Source organism: Chryseobacterium sp. RLHN22 (assembly GCF_051011795.1).
Classification (GTDB): domain Bacteria; phylum Bacteroidota; class Bacteroidia; order Flavobacteriales; family Weeksellaceae; genus Chryseobacterium; species Chryseobacterium zhengzhouense.
The window spans coordinates 108,943-126,085 of the sequence record NZ_JBPCHW010000005.1; the positions used below are offsets into that span (position 1 = coordinate 108,943).

Genomic DNA, 17,143 nt, shown 5'->3' on the forward strand with positions numbered 1-17,143 from the left:
TTATCATATAGTGAAAATTATACTATAGTTACTGCATGCTGCGGGATAGTTTGTATTTTATTTATGACATATTTAATCGACATATTGTTTTAGACAAGGAAGGTTATTATTTTAAATAATCTTAGATGGAGAGCAATATTTTATACTTGAATATATATATCTTTATAAAAAACTAATTACAAACCATAAACGCATGCCAAAGAAAGTATTTGCTAAAGGACAAATCCTAGGAGACTGGGAACTGCTAAAAGATATTGCCCATGGGGGAAATAGTGTAGTATGGACTGTCAAAAATCAGAAAACAGGAGAACAGCAAGTTATCAAGCTTTTAAAAAAAGATCATAATACAGCTAGGAAAAGATTCTTAGATGAAATCAAAATTATTAAAGAAAATCAAGACAATACTGGGGTTATGCGGATTCTTGACCATGCAGCCTCTTCAGACAAAAACTTATGGTATATAATGCCTAAAGTTCAGACATTAAATAAGTATCTTGCTGATAAGCCATCGATTACCAAAGTAAATGCAGTTTTAGAAATTGCTAAAATTCTATCTGAATTACATAAAAAAGGCGTATCCCATAGGGATATAAAACCACAAAATTTGTTTTTTCAGGAAAGGTTTATTGTTGGGGACTTTGGATTAGTAGATTACCCTGAAAAGGAAGAAGAACTTACATTGGCAGGCAGTTCTCTTGGGCCAAGATGGACAATTGCACCAGAAATGAGGGCAAATCCAGAAAATGCGGAAGGTATTTCTGCTGATGTTTACAGTCTTTCAAAGACTTTATGGATTTTACTGACTGGAAAGGAAAAGGGATTTGAAGGGCAATACTCTCCTACAGGCTCCATTGGACTTAGTTTTCATGTTCCAGACATCTATTTGAACATTCTTGAGGATCTACTTGTTGCGTGCACTGAAAATACCGCAGATCGGCGACCAGACATAGATAAATTTATTGAAATATTATCTGAGTGGAATGCTACGCAGGCGGATTTTCTAAAGAAGAATGACCTCGACTGGAAGACTATCCAATATAAGCTGTTTCCTATTAATATACCAGGATATGCTGAATGGACAGATTTAGAAACTATCTGTAATATTCTAAATATCATAGGAAGTATTGATTCTTTAAATCATATGTTTTTTAGCAATGGAGGTGGACTTGATTTGAAGGGAGCCAAAATAGCAGATGTCGATTTTCTTGAAGTAGATTTTGGATTACCCTATATGGTTAAACCAAAGAAACTATCATTCTGCTCTTTTGGTGATAATAATGAATGGAATTATTTTTATCTAGAAATAGAGGATTTAGAACATATATATTATTCATATAAAGGAAGTGAGGAACTTATACAGCTGGAATCGGGGGATTATAAACCTCATGACTACATTGAAAACTATTACGAAAAATATGATGATGGTGAAAACCATAGGCCAACAAACTATAGGACTGTCATAAGATTAGGAGGAGCTCGCTTGGTAGCTTTTAAGAAAACTTCTCATTATAATTTGACTCCCTCTACATATGATGGTCGACATGGCAAGATGGGAGTGGTAAATTTTAGAGAATATATTAAAAGTCTGATACGAATGGGCTACACAGCTATTTATGTAAGGGATGAGCAAGGAAAGATTACTGGCAGATATCTTAGTCATGATATTAGTAAATATAATCCAAAGTATAACGAATAAAATGAATTGTTGGTAAAAAAATGATAGAAAAGTAAAAAGACAGATATTTCTAAAAACAGTAAATTGTTTTATTGGAATTTAAAAAAATACTAATAAATATTAAGCTACAGAAAAGCAGAACGAATCCAATAATAAAATGCAATCCCACTAACCATGAATGAAGCGACATTAGAAGCGAGAATTGATAGAGTTTTACAGAATGTATTTCCAACTTTTAAAGAGGTAGAGATTGAACATCAAACTTCTTTTACGCTTAAAATTGGTCATCACAATATACCTTTTGATTCAATATACTCCGACAAGAACAGTGTTCGGGGTATATCCGATATTATCTTGAAAATAGACGGTAAAAATGTGATCATGTTAGAGCTTAAACAAGAAAATGTGCATATCTCTGATGCTGACATCAAGCAAGGCTTATCTTATGCTCGTTTACTGGAACAAATGCCTCCAATTACTTTAATTTCAAACGGAAGGCAAAATAAATTTTTTAATACCTATACAGCCAACGAAATCGATACCGATACAGTTGATAATAAGATGATACAGGATTATATTAATAATTCTTTCAGGCTGGCTGCCAATGATTTTAAGGATGCGGTCAATCTGCTTCTAAATAACGACCCCATCTTCTTCTCTCACGTTATCAATCAGATTAGTGAAGAGAAATTCAAAAGACAGATCGGATGTATTGAAGATCTTATAAAACCAATTTGTCTGGATTTTAATATCGAACGTAGTGTTCTTTTGGATATCATGGAATCTTTTGAGCAAGGCAATAACCTTATAGGAATACAGGGTCAAGCCTTTAGCGGAAAGACAACATTACTTTACCAGTTCTTTAAGAAAATCAGCTCAAAAGAAAATTTCGTTTACTATCTGGACTGTAACGATCAGAATTATTCGATATATAGACAACTCGCCAATACATTTTCAAAAAATACAAGAGTTACGGTCACTGAAACACAAATTTTAGAATGGATGCGATCTTCTTTGGAAATTGAAGGCAACAAGAGATTCTATCTTCTATTAGATAACTTCAATGATAATATTCCGTCGGGCATTATGACAGAAATTGTTGAGCTGATTGATATTTTTGATGATGGACATCACAGAATCTTGTATACTATTGATGAGTTCAATTATGAGCAGATAGCCTATGTACCTTATAAAAATTATAAAACAATCATTGGTGACAAAAGCAAAGTAATCAAGCTGGATGAACTTGATGATAATGAATACATTTCTGCCAACGAGTTGATGTATAATGAATTTCATCTACTTATTGAGAATGGAGGACATTATTCACCTGAATATCGTGAACCTAGGACACTGAGGCAAATGGTCTCGTTTTATAAAGACGAGAATCTGACTGAAGAAAAATATGAAAAAATAAGTGCTGTTCCTAATGTTGAACTATTGAGAATCGTATGCTCTAACCGGAGTTATTCTAGAGAAATTCACCGACTCATGGAGATGATGGCACAGTGCTTCATCGATGAGCTTGATCTGCGACATCAAAATTCATATCTTAATATCGCAGCGTCAGGAAGCGGATCAATAACTGTAGAAATCTTCAGACAAAAATATCCGAATTATTACGATACTTTATTAAAATCATCCATAACACTGACTCGCCATTTTTACGACAATGGTCTGAGCATACTCTATCCTAAACTTCCTGAACTTTTGGCTTTTTACTGTATTCCCATCATCTCTGACATGGTGGCAGAAAAGTCAAAAGAAATTGGTACAGATGAGACTTTAAACTATTTTACACAACTCGCCATTTCATTACCACTTTGTGATATAGTTGGGGCTGAGGTACTACTTAAACTATCTAGCGATGAACCACAGTTATTTTCTGATCTTGTTAACAAAATGCTAAATATCCCTCCAAAAAAAGAAATCATTTCAGGAGAGATGAAGGCACTTCTATTTACGGAAGACGTGGGACATATAAAAGTTGATATTGAAGTTGATGAAAATGAAGAAGCAGGATCATTTATTGTTGACTTCTTCCCATATGCGGTACTATCGCAACTTTCCGCGTTTCCTCTAGGGTCTCATTATTCTGATATTGACGAAAATATTACAAAGTACAATTTCCATCTGATCTTATTGTACAAGATTGCTTCTAATCCCAATTTTGTCCGCAGGGCTGACAGTAGGTCACTGCGTAATATGAGACCATTTGAAAGTTATGAGTGGGAACGTATCGGGCAAATCATAAGTACAAGAGAAGGTATTATTGAACCTATTGTGGTATCGCTGCAAAAATGCTTTCGTGTAATTCCTGATGAGATGAAATTGCTCTGCGATTATGGATTTGGAGAAAAGAACTTCAACCTGCTCTACAGGCTTTATCTGGCTATACATGGTCTGGTAAATTTTGGTGATCCCTATATTGCAGATCTAGCACAGAATTATGTTAGAACATTTCACAGGTTTTTTGCTGAATTCATGGCTGCATATCTCGGCAAAGACATCAATGACAGTCCTGAAAATGAAGATCGATATAACAGTCTTAAGAAATTAGACATAGAAGAAGAATTACACCGACTGTTTTTCAGTAAAGAGAGTTAGTAAAATGTTGGTACGTGTAGGAACGTGATTGGCCTATATTGGATTGTTATTTCTTTGGAGATATAAGAAGGTATATTAATGAAGAAAACGAAACGGCGGACCATGATCATCCGACTATAAACTATTGCCATGAAAAATTCGTGTAGCGCAGAATATAAAATTACTTAAAAAAAGTTTTATGAAATATTTCCTTTTACTGACTTTTTTTAGCTTTCAGCAATACTTTTTTACAGGGGAAAGGTTCGCAAAGAAAAATGGCATTGGAATGATAAAACAAAGGACAACAACGCGGGATGTTCTCAAATAGTCAAAGTAGATAATGACATTTACATTTCTGGTGTTGTAACAAATAACTCTACACCTGTAGTCCTGGTAAATCATGAAACTACATTTGATAACGTGGTAAAAGAAAACTTGTAGACGACCAGATATCGAGGCAATGAAAAAGTATAATGACGTTCGCAAGAAGTATTACAACAATAATTTTCCTGCGGCGATCTGGATATTATATAAATTTCGGCGTAGGAATGAGGCTTTCTCGTAAAGTAGTATTAGAATTTCCATAAATGTAATATACAATTGTGGAAATTAATATTAGAACTAGCACTACAACCCAAAGAGTTGTATACCATTTTTTCTTTTTTTTGATATATAATAAATCGGAATTATGTTCTTCATCATTATTAAGAATACGAGCAATATCTTCCTGTGTTAATAAATCGGTATACCTCTTTTTAAAATCTTCATAACTTTTTTTAAATCGACCTTCTTGCTCTGTCAATTCAAATCTTGAGATCACCATATAAACTAATGTAATTCCTATAAACACTAATGTTATCAAAGTACTATACATGATAAAATCAGAATTATTTTTTGGTGTAGCAAGAATTCGGGTAACTATTAAAGAAGAAAAAAATGTAACCAACGAAAGCGCAGACTTTTGAAATCCGTTCGCAAAATTATCTGTAAAACTGGCTACGCGCTTACCGTAATCTAGGATTTGGTCAGACATTTTGTTTCTGACTTCGATATATTGTTTTACATTTTGTTTTTCATAAATCTTATAACTAGATTTTAACGATTCAAATACATCTCCTTCAAGCTCTAAACTAGAGCCTTTTTTTAGATGCAAAGAGATTAGATTTCTAGCTAATCCAATCTTATCTAAAATATTCCCGCTATTGTATATCCATAAATATATATTGTAAAAATCATCTAAATTTTCAGTATTAATATTATTGACTTCTATTGATTCACTTATTGACTTATAGCCATTTAATTTATAATAAAAATTTTCTTTTGTTAGATCAGTAATATCAAAAATTGATGATATCAAAAGAATTTTGCCCAACCTTTGAAATCGCTTCAATGTAGACAAATCCATTTCACCGTTGCCTTCGAAAATAAAATCTTCTGGAAGAACTTTTAGTTTACCAAAAAATGATGAATGATTATTAGAAATAATATTACTATTTCTCTTTTCACGATAATCATAATCCTCTTCTTCTGCTTGATATTGTACGGCAATAAAAAATCTACTACTATTTAATATACCAACAAAATCTTCTATTAATATATAAATCTTTGTAGTATGATTAAAAACACTGCTAGAGAAAAAGTTTGCTAAACTTAAACTATCAAATGATTTTATATAACTGAAAAAACAGTCTTTTGAATAAAAGTGGAATTGGTTATTGGTTGAAGTCTTATAAATATTGATTTTAACGTTGATTTTTTCTCCCTCTTCATGACTTGACAATAAATTATTTAGATCATTGAAACTTGATGAAAAATTATTATCATCTTTGATTATAACAGGTTCACCCTGATCAATAGATAAATACACAGAACAAATATCAGAATTTTTGACTTCCGCAAGAATATTTTTGATAGTTTCCTCTGTAGGTAATAGGATTGTCTGATATGAATATTCTATTGTAAATTCATTGAAATCTTCTTCAAAAATTTCAATTTTGTCAGGAGTTCCAATACTATTAAAAAAATTATGATACCTCATACTTTTAAAGATTAACCACCAAATTCATCGAAGCCCGTTGAGGTCTTGATAAATATACCTTTCTCATTTCGCTCGTTACGAGCACTTTCTATTGTACCAGGGTTTACTTCCCCCTTAAGAACCAAATCAATACTCTCATGTAAACTAATAATTTTTTTAATTTTCGCAGTGATTGCCTTTTTAACCAAGCTAAACTGAGGATCAAAGGCAAACTTTGTAGGAAGCTCTCTGGCCTTCACCGTAAATTTTTCGATATCTAAATCTTCTTTCTCTGGAACATATCCATCTAGACATTTTTCAATATAATCCTCTATTTCAAAATCTTCATTAGAACGGAAATAATGAATAGTAGTATTTCTTAAGTTCCAAAAGTCAGTATTTGATTCCTTTCTAATAATATTGAGTATTTTAGATTCTATGATAGAAAATGCTTTTTTCGTATTTTCCTCATCTTCGTATTTTTTTGCAAGTTCCAAGAAAGTATCCCACCAATATTTTGATATTGAGGCATTAATATCATTAACATAAATCTCTTCTATATTTTTGTCATTGTCAAAAATAATTTGAACAGATTTAAAAATTTTTTTCTTTAATGGAAATCCATCTTGTTGGGTAAACGTCTTTCTTTCTATATAGGAAAGAGTTTCAGCTTTACAAATTATTATTTTTTCAACATTTCTATCAGTAATATGCGAGATGATAAGCAAACCTTCGTGCAATTGTTTACCCATTTTTGAAATTTTTTCCTGAGCTTCCACTTCAATTCTTAGTAATCTGTCGGCAATTGCTTCTACTTCACTAAAATCTATATTACCCTTAACAATTTGGCTGACAATATTAACAACCTCAGTATGCATGCTATTACATATAAACTGCCTACCTCCTTGAGTTGAAATTTCGTGAACAATACCATGAATAAAATTTAAGTAATCTTCCTCATTATCAGCAGCTTCTAAACTAATATGTTTATTAGCATCTAAGTCCAAGGTATATGAACCTATATTATGAATTTGAAGGTCACGTTGTGGAAAAGCTCCTTCTTGCTGCGCTGCGCTATTGTCCGCCATTTAAATATATTATGGTTAATAATTTTTCTAATGTTATGATTGATAACATATTGCCAAATATATTAAAAATACACTATTAATAATTACGGTTTTCCGTAAATTCAATAAATATATAATATCACCAATAAACAAATTTTAATTTGACCAATTCTCAAACTAAAAATCACTCAATTTTTTATCACTATCACTTAAAAAGATAAGATTATTTGGTTCTGACATAAACCAAGCAAAGCTTCCCCAAGCTAATTCGGGAACGGTTTTACGAAATGGCTGTACTTGCCTATCTTTGTAAGCCGTAACAAATGCAATATGATTACGTTGGAAGCCTGCTTTATCGCTAAGTTCATACAAAGCTTCTTTCCTTCTTTCAGATATAGGCCCATCTGATGCTACGACTTCAACAAATATTAAAAGTGGATTCGGTGTACCTAAATCTGCTAAGATCAAGTCTGGCAAATTTTTATCTGCTTCTATTTCTAATCCAATAGTTTTAGCGATAGAATCATCAACAAATGTAACTTTAGCATCACTCGTACTTAGCCATAATACCGCAGGTTCTTTTAGAAATTTATTGGCAAATACTTCTACAACGGCTTTTGATATGATAGAACTTGGGCCTGCACTTAAATTTCTTGCTTCACCATTTGGAAAAGTAACTAAAACTCTTCCGTCAGACACGTTTCCTGTTCGACTTGCAAGTGATAATCTTGTTCTTGCACTAGCCGATAAATTATTAGTTTGCCAAGACTCTACAGCCGCTGATAACTCCTCTTCGTTGATTGATGGATCGAATAGCTTTGCAAAATCACTCTGAAGTGCATAGCGAGGTCGACTAGATGTTGTGGGAAGCCCTGTTCTAGTTATCACTGCACCTACTGGAATTAATCCTTCTCTCAACGTTTCATCTCTGATGGGTTCTCTGGTATTATCTGCGTACCATCTTTTTCCTTCAGGTTGAAAACCTTTTGATTGTGCATTTTTTCCATACTCTTCACGGCTTACATCATCCGATAATACCGATTGTTCCGTAGTCATTCTGTAAACGTGAACAGGCCCTATATAAACATCTCTTCCATCAATCGCTCCAATATATAACATTGTAAAAATTGTACTTGCAGCCATTTCTCTAATAAGATAAGATCTGTTTGAAGTACCTTCAGGAAATATTAGAGGAAGACGTTCATGAATTAATTCTCTCGTAACGTAAGGAGGTAATTGGCTCATTTAGTTTTTATATATATTTTCGTACATTCCCTTTCAATAATATCAGGGTCTGCATTGTTATTTATTAGTGTATTTAAGGCTTTCAAACTTGATGGTGCAGGTAATGGTAGTGATTCTAATTCGTATGCTGATACTGCTACACTTCCGCTGATTGTCCTAAAGGCATCATTTACCACTTTACTATTCAAGAATATCGATAACGTTTTAAGATTCACAATAGGCTCTGGATTTATTGGAATAATCATATTCAAGTGATTTTCAATAATTGCACATTTATGCTCTTCAAATACTATATCTGGAAGCACTGTTGTAATTAAACGCTTTTCTTGTTCCTTTGAAGTAGTCCGCTGTAATAAGACACAAGCTTTTGTGGTCAGTAAAAAATCATCACCCTCTTTGAATTGAAACCATTTTTTATGATTTTTTTTCTCTGATTTTAGTTCAAAGTTACCATCTTTAGAAACAGCTTCGGACCAAATAATAGGAAAAGAATTTTTACTTTTCTTATCTGACAATTGTTTCTTTAGTCTATTCCAAACCAATTGTCCAGTACTTACTTTATAACCATAAGTTCGAAGACTATCTGTCATGTTTGACATAGCTGCTACAATTTTAGCATGCTTGATATCCCTTGGTAGTATCCACGGAGAACAAGTATCGAGAGATAATTCATATCTACCGGCAGCAGAAATTTTTAATTTACCATTAGGTAAGGTAGTAATCTCATTAATTTCTATAGCTTTGTCTTTTCTTGATAATTCACTTTTCTTTTTATAAACTGCCAATAGGGTTTCTTGAAGTACATCTTCAAATACTCCTTTTCTACCAGCAACAAAATCAATGATTAAAGGATTCGTTTCTTTTCTAATGAACATTCTCAGTTTCTTAAAATATTCACCCGAAAGAAAGCTAGTAGGTGTAAGATATCCAATAACTCCACCAGGCTTAACCATATTGATGGCCAAATGAGTAAATACCCCATAAAGATTTGCATGACCAAAAAGACTTTCTTCATACTCTTTTCTTACTTCATTACTTAATGTCAATTTTCCATAAGGTGGATTTCCAATGATAACATCAAATTTTGTTTGGTTAGCTTTATTTGAAAAATATGAAATTGTATCACAAATCGTAACCATGGAATTAATACGACGACCAGCCAATATCATTACATCTTTTAAAGCAATTTGTAAAAAAACTTCTGTCAGCCAGGCTGAAAACGGATCAATTTCATAACCTCTTAAGTTCTGCTCTAAATGTCGTAGCTGATCTTCTGGCGTTAAATGTTGAGTAGCAGAGATTATTCGAAGCGCTAATGGAGCTAAAAAAGCCCCACCTCCGCAAGCAGGATCTGCCACAGAAGATGATGACCAATTAACACCAGCATTTTCAACTGCATTTAACAATCTGTCTGTGAGTGCTGGAGGAGTATAAAATACACCATTATCTGATCGCATCTTTTCTGGAAGAATACTGGTATATAAATTACCTAACTCAAATGATGCTTTAATAACATCTAATTCTGCAGCGGCTTTGCCAATAACATTTGCAACTGCTTCGATGCTATCATCAAGTTCTATAGATGGAAACTCAACTAGACTGAGTTGTATCGGAAAAGATTGTAAATAAAAATTTTGATTTGAATTCCAATAAGAATTAATAACACGTTGCATGAAATATTGTACAGTCTGCAATCTAACATCATCACCAAACTGTTTTGCCCATGCTTTAGCCATAATTCTGCCACTTAGCAAAGTCTTTAATGGATCTTTATCTTTATTATTCAACACAGCTAAAATCTCTTTTTTAATGGTAGATTTTACTATTATTTTTTTATGGTCTAATGTCGTGTTCATAATATATTTTCAAATATAACTAAACTGTGATTTTCATACAAGAAACTTTTTATCTCAATTCGTATTTGCGAAGCTAAAACTTTAATACGACAAATCACGTCGTATTAAAATTTGTAACAGCTTTTATTGAATTACGAACCATTTACTCTAATTTTTTTTTAAATTTATCATTCCCAAGATTTTCTTTATTTTTTCACTGATTTTAAAATTCACAATATAATAGCTTTTGCGCCATGACACCGTCAGATATAACTACAATATTAACTACTTCAATTTCAATCTGTGCACTTGTGGTGGCAGCTCTTAGTTATCGCAGGGATCGTAATAAGTCAAATCAAGATTTTCTTTTTCAAGAAAAGATTCTTGCATACAAAGAATTGATTTTTCATGTTAATTTTATATTCGAATCATTTTTTGACATAATGGATGAATTGCTAGATCATGAGGGTTCAACCATAAAATGGGAAAAATTTTTTAATAGGGAATCAGAATATTATGACAGTTTAGTTACTGATTTCTATAAATCAATATTTAGAGCACTACCAACAATTCCGAGCGATATCTACAAAGAGCTTATAAATTTTGGTCAGGATTCAATGCAATTCATAGACTCTGCATTTGACAAAAATGAAGCACTAACAATCGAATCGCATGAAAAACTTGACAAAAGTCTAAGAAATATTATAAATCTTGTAAGAAAAGATTTAAATGTAGATCAATTGAATATTATATTATCAAATAGATTGAAATAATAAATTTTGTATTGGTGAGTGTACGATTATGAATATCATAAATAGAAAGTAGGCAAACTAAAAGAGATGTGATGAAAAATGAGATTTTGAACAAATATAATATTCGTTTGTTAAGATTTTCTACGACAGGTAGTGAAGAAAGGGAGAAGTTGATTAAAAAACTGAATGAGATTAGAAAATAATCTCTGCGATTACGGTTTTCCGTAAAGGTTTCTATTTGAAGAAGTTTAGATTTGTGATTGAAAATATCTAAAAATCTATATCATGGCTTGGTCATACAGAAAAGAATTAAAGTAATTCCCGGTGTACATTTGAATTTTAGTAAAAGAGGAATTTCAACCAGTATCGGAGTTAGAGGTTTGAGTGTAAATTTAAGTTCATCTGGTACAAGGCTTAATACCAGTTTTTCAGGTTTTTCAAATTCATACAATCTTTCAGGTTCTTCATCACCAAGGACTCCCTCGCGGTCCTATCCTGAGCCACAACCTTTTTACACTGAGTTATCAGATAACATTTTTAGTGCTGATATTCATAAGATCACCTCTCAAAATATGGCAGGTATAAAAGAATCTATACTCATGGCTCAAAAGCAAAAAGCGGAGCTGAAGAAGGATCTGAAGAAGATAAAAAAAGCGTTAACGTTTACGAAGACCAAGAAAGTTGCAAGTTATCTCTTTATTTATGGGTTGGTAAACAAAAATATTGTTCAACAGCTAAATACAGATATTAATGCACAAAAAGAAGCGCTGAAAGAAACTCAGATTGTAATTGATAACTCCGCTGTTAATGTCAATATACAGTTTGATGATCCCTCAAAAAGAAAGTATGAACAATTACAACATTCTTTTAAAAACCTGACCACAGCCCATAAAGTATGGGATATTACCGGAGCGCACTTTCAGGATCGTGTGGCTGCCCGATCTAGTGCCAGTACATTAGTCAACAGGCGAGATGCTAGAATTGGTTTTAAGTCACTTCCCATTATTACATCAAATTATGAAGCCATCTATTTTCAAAATGTCAATGGAGCAGATTTATATTTTTACCCAACATTTATACTAATGTATAAAAATGATCAGAACTTTGCAATTATTGGTCTTGATGAGCTTAATGTAACATTTACTTCTGTAAGTTTTACTGAAAATAGCACTGTTCCTCGTGATTCAAAAGTTATTAGAAAAACATGGGCAAAAGTCAATAAAAACGGTACTCCTGACAAGAGATTTAAGAGCAATTACCAAATTCCGGTTGTTCAGTATGGAAGGCTGAGTTTTTCATCCCGTAATGGTGTCAATGAAGAATATCAAATAAGCAATTTTGAATTTGCCCAACAGTTTGCAAATTCATTTCAGGAATATAAAAGTTTATGTAAGGAATTAGCTTAAAATTGATTTGAGAGGGCAATATCATAATATGAAAAAAACTCTTCCAACATACACAGTTAAAAAATTGTTTGAATCAATATTAAACTGCTATATTATGGTAGAGTTTTATAAAGATGAATGATTTTCATCGCTGATTATCTAAGAAAACTTGAAACTTAATTTTAAGGTATCATCTAAAGTTAGGTAAGCATCGAACTTTTTACCGTTTTTACTCTTCATATTCTTGATGAGTGAGGTAATATTTTGAGTCAATAATTGGGTAAGATCATTAATATTGAGCTGAACTCCACATATAATTCTGAATAAAATCCAGTTGCACTGCTCATAAGGGCATTTGACAACTTTTTCCTTTATGATTAGGTTGTGTTGATTGCATTTAGGACATTTCACTTGGGGAATATTTTCTTGGGGTATGTGGAGTGACAAGAGTTCGTGGGTGATTTCTTTGGTGTATTGTTGAATATTATTCATGAACTGATCTTTGTTGAGTTCTCCCTTCTCGATTTGATGTAAAGCCATTTCCCATTCTGCGGTCATTTCTACATTGGCTATTTTTTTGTCTTTGGTGAGTTCATATACTTGCAATCCTTTTGTAGTCGGAACTAATGTTTTGCTTTTTCTGATAATGTAATTTCGGCTGATTAAGGTCTCTATGATAGAAGCTCTTGTCGCAGGTGTTCCGATACCAATGTTCTGAAGGATTTTTTTTTGGTCTTTATCCTCAATCTGTCTGCCTGCATTTTCCATTGCAGATAAGAGATCAGCTTCGGTATAAAGTTTTGGTGGCTGGGTTGTTTTTTCCTGTAGTTCGGCTTGAGAGATTTTGAGCTCGTCGCCAATGGTGAATTCTGGAAGTTCCTTCAGGGTTTCTTGGGTGTTTTGATGATCATTAATACTTTTATCTGAGTCATTATTGTCAGACAAAATGCCTGTGATGGAACGCCAGCCCTTATGGATGATCCTTGAACCTTTGATGCTGAATTCATAGTGATGGATTTTGATTGTTATTTGACGGACTTCTTTTAAGCAATGTTCTGATAAAGATTCTAATAATCGATAAACAATCATATCATAAATGGCTTTTTCACTGGCTTTTAAAGCTGATGGAAGCTTTGTGGTCGGCAGCAGTCCATGATGATCGGTGACTTTAAGATTATTGACAATTCGTTTGTTGAAGTTCCCAAATTTTAAAGTTGAAATAGCCGGTTTGAATTGTTCGGTCATATTCAGTATTCTGACAAGTTCGGGAATTTCCGGCCAAAGATCTTCCGGAATGTATTTGCTTCCTGTTCTTGGGTAGGTAATAAACTTTTTCTCATACAGGCTTTGAGCAGTTTTTAGTACCTCATCCGCCGATAGTCCCAATTTTCTATTGGCTTCCTTTTGAAGTTCTGTCAAATCAAAAAGCAAGGGAGACTGTTCTTTTATGGGATTAACAGCAACATCTTCAACAATAACCTTCCCTTCTCTTTCTATGGCTTTAAGAACCTGCTCTGCCTGTTTCTTTTCTTCCCATTGCAGATTTGATACACTTGTAAAATTGATATAATCTTTACGATGCTGTAATTGGATCTGCCAATATTTTCTCTGTGTAAATTGGTTATGGTCTTCAAATCTTTTACAGATTAAAGCCAGTGTAGGAGTCTGAACTCTTCCTAAAGAATAAATATCCTGATGAGCAGCAATACTCAATGCCTGGGTAGAATTGATTCCCACCAGCCAGTCAGCTTCACTTCTGGCTTTTGCTGCCTGAGATAAGCCGTCAAAATTTGCTCCGGGCTGAAGATTTTTAAATCCATCCTGTATTGCCTTTTCGGTCAGGGAACTGATCCACAGTCGTTCAAAAGGTTTGTTGCAGTCAAGATATTCGTAAATATATCGGAAGATAAGCTCTCCTTCCCTTCCGGCATCGGTTGCAACAATAATACTGTCACATCGACTGACTAATGTTTTAATGACTTTCAACTGCTTAAGTGCGGAAGGATCAGGATTGGATTGTTTTGCCTGTCTTATTTTTCTGGGCGTGAGTTGAAAAGGATTGGGAAAGATCGGTAAAGAGGCTTTGTCAAAACCTCTTATTCCATAATCTTCCGGCATTCCTAAAGATACCAAGTGACCTAATGCCCATGTTACACAATAGCCGTTACCTTCTAAATAACCTTCTTTCCTTTCATTGGCATTGAGTAGCTGGGCAATCTCTCTGGCAACACTCGGTTTTTCTGCAATAATTACTTTCATAAGATTGGATTTTTAGTTAGACTACATTTTACGGCCTTGTGATCGGGTTGGCTTTTTCTGTTGAACCTCTTGCTGTTTGCTGGTGGGCTGTTGCTGTTTGGGCTCTAATGCTTCTTTCACATTTTTTGTCGCTTCATTCGTCTTGCCATCGGTATTGACTGCTTTCTGGGTTTTATGTTCTTCTCCTGCCTGCGCTTTTTCTTTCAGCTTATTAGGATTAGTAAACGAAAAGTCAGTTTTGGATGTTTCTTTATTGAAAGTGATATACCCCTGGTAAGATTTTCCCTTGCTGTCGGTCAGCCCGTCCACGTAAACGGTCTCTCCTGCCTTGAATTTGTTATACTGTGCATCATCCAATTCTTTGCCTCTGAAAATTCTTGGAGCTTCTCCATTATTTTGTTGTTGTTGTTGCTGTTGAGACGACTGCTGTTGTGATTTCTGTTGGTTCTGATTATGATCAAAAATAAATTCCACATAACGCTTATCTGCATTGAACTGCACAGTGGCGTCAAACGGATCACCTTTCTTGGAAATCATTCCTTCCAGATAAAGAGGCTTTCCTTCCAGTAGAGTTTGTTTTTGATGTTCGTCCAGCTTAACGCCTTTGATCTCATCAGGAATCTTCATGTACTCTGCCCTGTAAGCGACAAGCTCGTTTGTTAATCGGTCTCGGCTGATGACCGAGGGAATAATTTCATCGGTTTTAGGATTGACCAGATCCACCACTCTTCCCATATTGCCGCTTTCTTTGAGATTCTTCTTGTCTTCATCACTGAACTCGTGACCTAAGAATTTTTGATTGAGATTAGGCTCCCTTCTTATACCATGAATATTGACGGCAACTTCACCACTGTCATTGGTTTGAAGTGATAACCTTACATCCATCTTACTGACCGCTGTTCCCAGATTAATGGTAATAGGAATTAAAGTATTGGTCTTATAACCTCTGAGCAATGAATCCATTGCATTCATTTTTTCAAGCTTTTCCTGATTAAGCCCGAATTTTGCCATCGTTTTCCAGTCGATTTGCTCAGGCTGGAAACGGTATTCCTGATTGTCTGTGTTGTTTTCCATTGTATTCTTATTTTTTAATGGGTTTGTATTTTTTGGTGATACAGCATAGTCTTTCAGCTTTTCCTTTTCTTCGGGACTGGCCTGATCGACAAATTGCTGTAAATCTTTAGCTGTTTTCAATGCATCATATTCTGAAACTTTGAAAAAGTTGAAACGAGTGGGATTTTTAAGTTGCCTGTAGAAATTGGAAAAGAAATTCGAGAAAATATCTCCATGTTTATCAACTTTAATTAACGGGTTATTTTCTTTTTTTTCTTCAGGCGGGAACTTTTGAAGATTTCCTTCCTCATCAACGCCTTGAACCATCTCGATTTTATTGTTATGGATGTTAAGGACTAAAAGTGTATCTGATGCCGGTTTAATTTCATTATGTGAATTATCTGATATCTCTTCCATTATAAATAGATTTAATTCAGTAAAACTAGATTCGAACAATTAGAATCTTATGAAACTAAGTGGATGGCTACATCATTGGCTTTCGTTGTCTTTCTTTAATCAGGAACTTAAGCATTCCCTGATCAGCTGGTGAACATCTGATAACTTGTAATAAAGCTTACCACTAATGGTGTAGTACGGTAGTTTTTTATTGGTACGATAACGCTGCAGGGATCTTGAGCTTATTTTTAGGAGTTGCAGTACATCTTGGTTGTCAAGCAACACTTCCCCATCGATTTCAATAAATTTAGACTGATTGGATATAATTTGTTCTTTAAGGATGTCGAATCGTTCCATGATTCGTTCCATCCATGCTAAAAATTCTGTTCTTTCGATATTCATAACGGTGATTTTTTGATGTTAAAATGTTTCGAACAGTTGATCAACTTTTGTGAGGTAAAGTTGAATAATGAATATCAGATAAAATCACTACTTTTTCGTAGTAACGATGAAATTTTTGATTAAGAAGTAAATATTTTGTTAAAAAATATCGACATTTACATATAAATAAAATATAATGGGACTGACAGAAGATCTTTTTGGAAGTGATGCCGAAAAATTTACAATATGTGTTGAGAATAAAATAAAAGAACTTAGCGAAAAGCATAAAAACTTTCTTTCCGAACAAAACATTGACCTTATAAGCGATTCATATATAATTTCATATGGACAATCTGGAAGTGGTAGAATCAGATTCTTTAGAACAAGAAATATCTCGGCTGAAATTGATGCAGAAATTGATAAGATTTTAAGCAATTGTGCGGAACAGAAATTACAAAAACTATAAAACTTATTTCTTTAATAATTTATTTA

Annotated in this window: 12 protein-coding genes; 5 read left to right on the forward strand and 7 right to left on the reverse strand. The window is 33.5% G+C overall.

The features are described from left to right. Positions 1-193 precede the first annotated feature (193 nt). Together ACR1PN_RS07005 and ACR1PN_RS07010 are read left to right on the forward strand one after the other, a co-directional pair. Complete coding sequence (locus ACR1PN_RS07005; protein ID WP_433979435.1) at positions 194-1,696, forward strand: protein kinase domain-containing protein; 1,503 nt, start codon at positions 194-196, stop codon at positions 1,694-1,696. Between the two features lie 153 nt (positions 1,697-1,849). Then, entirely contained in the window at positions 1,850-4,282 is a 2,433-nt protein-coding gene (locus tag ACR1PN_RS07010) for a hypothetical protein (protein WP_433979436.1), read from the forward strand. Positions 4,283-4,787: 505 nt separating this feature from the next. Here ACR1PN_RS07010 and ACR1PN_RS07015 read toward each other — a convergent pair. The 4 genes from ACR1PN_RS07015 to ACR1PN_RS07030 all read right to left on the reverse strand — a co-directional run bounded on the left by ACR1PN_RS07015 (position 4,788) and on the right by ACR1PN_RS07030 (position 10,446). Next, complete coding sequence (locus ACR1PN_RS07015; RefSeq protein ID WP_433979437.1) at positions 4,788-6,299, reverse strand: hypothetical protein; 1,512 nt, start codon at positions 6,297-6,299, stop codon at positions 4,788-4,790. Positions 6,300-6,310: 11 nt separating this feature from the next. Continuing rightward, entirely contained in the window at positions 6,311-7,366 is a 1,056-nt protein-coding gene (locus tag ACR1PN_RS07020) for a hypothetical protein (protein WP_433979438.1), read from the reverse strand. A 156-nt stretch (positions 7,367-7,522) separates the two neighbouring features. Continuing rightward, the gene (locus tag ACR1PN_RS07025; RefSeq protein ID WP_433979439.1) at positions 7,523-8,590 is read right to left on the reverse strand and encodes a BsuBI/PstI family type II restriction endonuclease; all 1,068 of its coding nucleotides are present in this window, start codon (positions 8,588-8,590) and stop codon (positions 7,523-7,525) included. Further along, positions 8,587-10,446, reverse strand: coding sequence for an HsdM family class I SAM-dependent methyltransferase (locus tag ACR1PN_RS07030; RefSeq protein WP_433979440.1), 1,860 nt, complete (start codon positions 10,444-10,446; stop codon positions 8,587-8,589). The genes ACR1PN_RS07025 and ACR1PN_RS07030 overlap by 4 nt, the downstream gene beginning before the upstream one ends. Before the next feature lie 233 nt (positions 10,447-10,679). Here ACR1PN_RS07030 and ACR1PN_RS07035 point away from each other — a divergent pair, with 233 nt between their 5' ends. Further along, positions 10,680-11,198 (forward strand): hypothetical protein, encoded by a 519-nt coding sequence (locus ACR1PN_RS07035; protein WP_433979441.1) that lies wholly within the window; start codon positions 10,680-10,682, stop codon positions 11,196-11,198. 239 nt (positions 11,199-11,437) lie between these two features. After that, the gene (locus ACR1PN_RS07040) at positions 11,438-12,583 is read left to right on the forward strand and encodes a DUF4236 domain-containing protein (RefSeq protein ID WP_433979442.1); all 1,146 of its coding nucleotides are present in this window, start codon (positions 11,438-11,440) and stop codon (positions 12,581-12,583) included. A 138-nt stretch (positions 12,584-12,721) separates the two neighbouring features. Here ACR1PN_RS07040 and ACR1PN_RS07045 read toward each other — a convergent pair whose 3' ends face one another. From ACR1PN_RS07045 to ACR1PN_RS07055, 3 genes are all read right to left on the reverse strand, one after another. Next, positions 12,722-14,821, reverse strand: coding sequence for a DNA topoisomerase 3 (locus ACR1PN_RS07045; RefSeq protein WP_433979443.1), 2,100 nt, complete (start codon positions 14,819-14,821; stop codon positions 12,722-12,724). Between the two features lie 21 nt (positions 14,822-14,842). Beyond that, positions 14,843-16,291, reverse strand: coding sequence for a DUF3945 domain-containing protein (locus ACR1PN_RS07050; RefSeq protein ID WP_433979444.1), 1,449 nt, complete (start codon positions 16,289-16,291; stop codon positions 14,843-14,845). 99 nt (positions 16,292-16,390) lie between these two features. Beyond that, positions 16,391-16,672 carry a helix-turn-helix domain-containing protein gene (locus tag ACR1PN_RS07055; RefSeq protein ID WP_433979445.1) on the reverse strand — a complete coding sequence of 94 codons (282 nt, stop codon included), beginning with the start codon at positions 16,670-16,672 and terminating at the stop codon, positions 16,391-16,393. Between the two features lie 175 nt (positions 16,673-16,847). On the opposite strand from ACR1PN_RS07055, the gene ACR1PN_RS07060 reads away from it, so the two are divergent. Then, positions 16,848-17,117 (forward strand): hypothetical protein, encoded by a 270-nt coding sequence (locus ACR1PN_RS07060; RefSeq protein WP_433979446.1) that lies wholly within the window; start codon positions 16,848-16,850, stop codon positions 17,115-17,117. Positions 17,118-17,143 lie beyond the last annotated feature (26 nt).

Excerpts from the sequence above, each read along its gene's own strand:
- ACR1PN_RS07045 (WP_433979443.1), bottom strand. The coding sequence starts at position 14,821 with ATGAAAGTAATTATTGCAGAAAAACCGAGTGTTGCCAGAGAGATTGCC.
- ACR1PN_RS07030 (WP_433979440.1), bottom strand. The coding sequence starts at position 10,446 with ATGAACACGACATTAGACCATAAAAAAATAATAGTAAAATCTACCATT.
- ACR1PN_RS07050 (WP_433979444.1), bottom strand. The coding sequence starts at position 16,291 with ATGGAAGAGATATCAGATAATTCACATAATGAAATTAAACCGGCATCA.
- ACR1PN_RS07060 (WP_433979446.1), top strand. The coding sequence starts at position 16,848 with ATGGGACTGACAGAAGATCTTTTTGGAAGTGATGCCGAAAAATTTACA.
- ACR1PN_RS07025 (WP_433979439.1), bottom strand. The coding sequence starts at position 8,590 with ATGAGCCAATTACCTCCTTACGTTACGAGAGAATTAATTCATGAACGT.
- ACR1PN_RS07055 (WP_433979445.1), bottom strand. The coding sequence starts at position 16,672 with ATGAATATCGAAAGAACAGAATTTTTAGCATGGATGGAACGAATCATG.
- ACR1PN_RS07015 (WP_433979437.1), bottom strand. The coding sequence starts at position 6,299 with ATGAGGTATCATAATTTTTTTAATAGTATTGGAACTCCTGACAAAATT.
- ACR1PN_RS07035 (WP_433979441.1), top strand. The coding sequence starts at position 10,680 with ATGACACCGTCAGATATAACTACAATATTAACTACTTCAATTTCAATC.
- ACR1PN_RS07020 (WP_433979438.1), bottom strand. The coding sequence starts at position 7,366 with ATGGCGGACAATAGCGCAGCGCAGCAAGAAGGAGCTTTTCCACAACGT.
- ACR1PN_RS07005 (WP_433979435.1), top strand. The coding sequence starts at position 194 with ATGCCAAAGAAAGTATTTGCTAAAGGACAAATCCTAGGAGACTGGGAA.
- ACR1PN_RS07010 (WP_433979436.1), top strand. The coding sequence starts at position 1,850 with ATGAATGAAGCGACATTAGAAGCGAGAATTGATAGAGTTTTACAGAAT.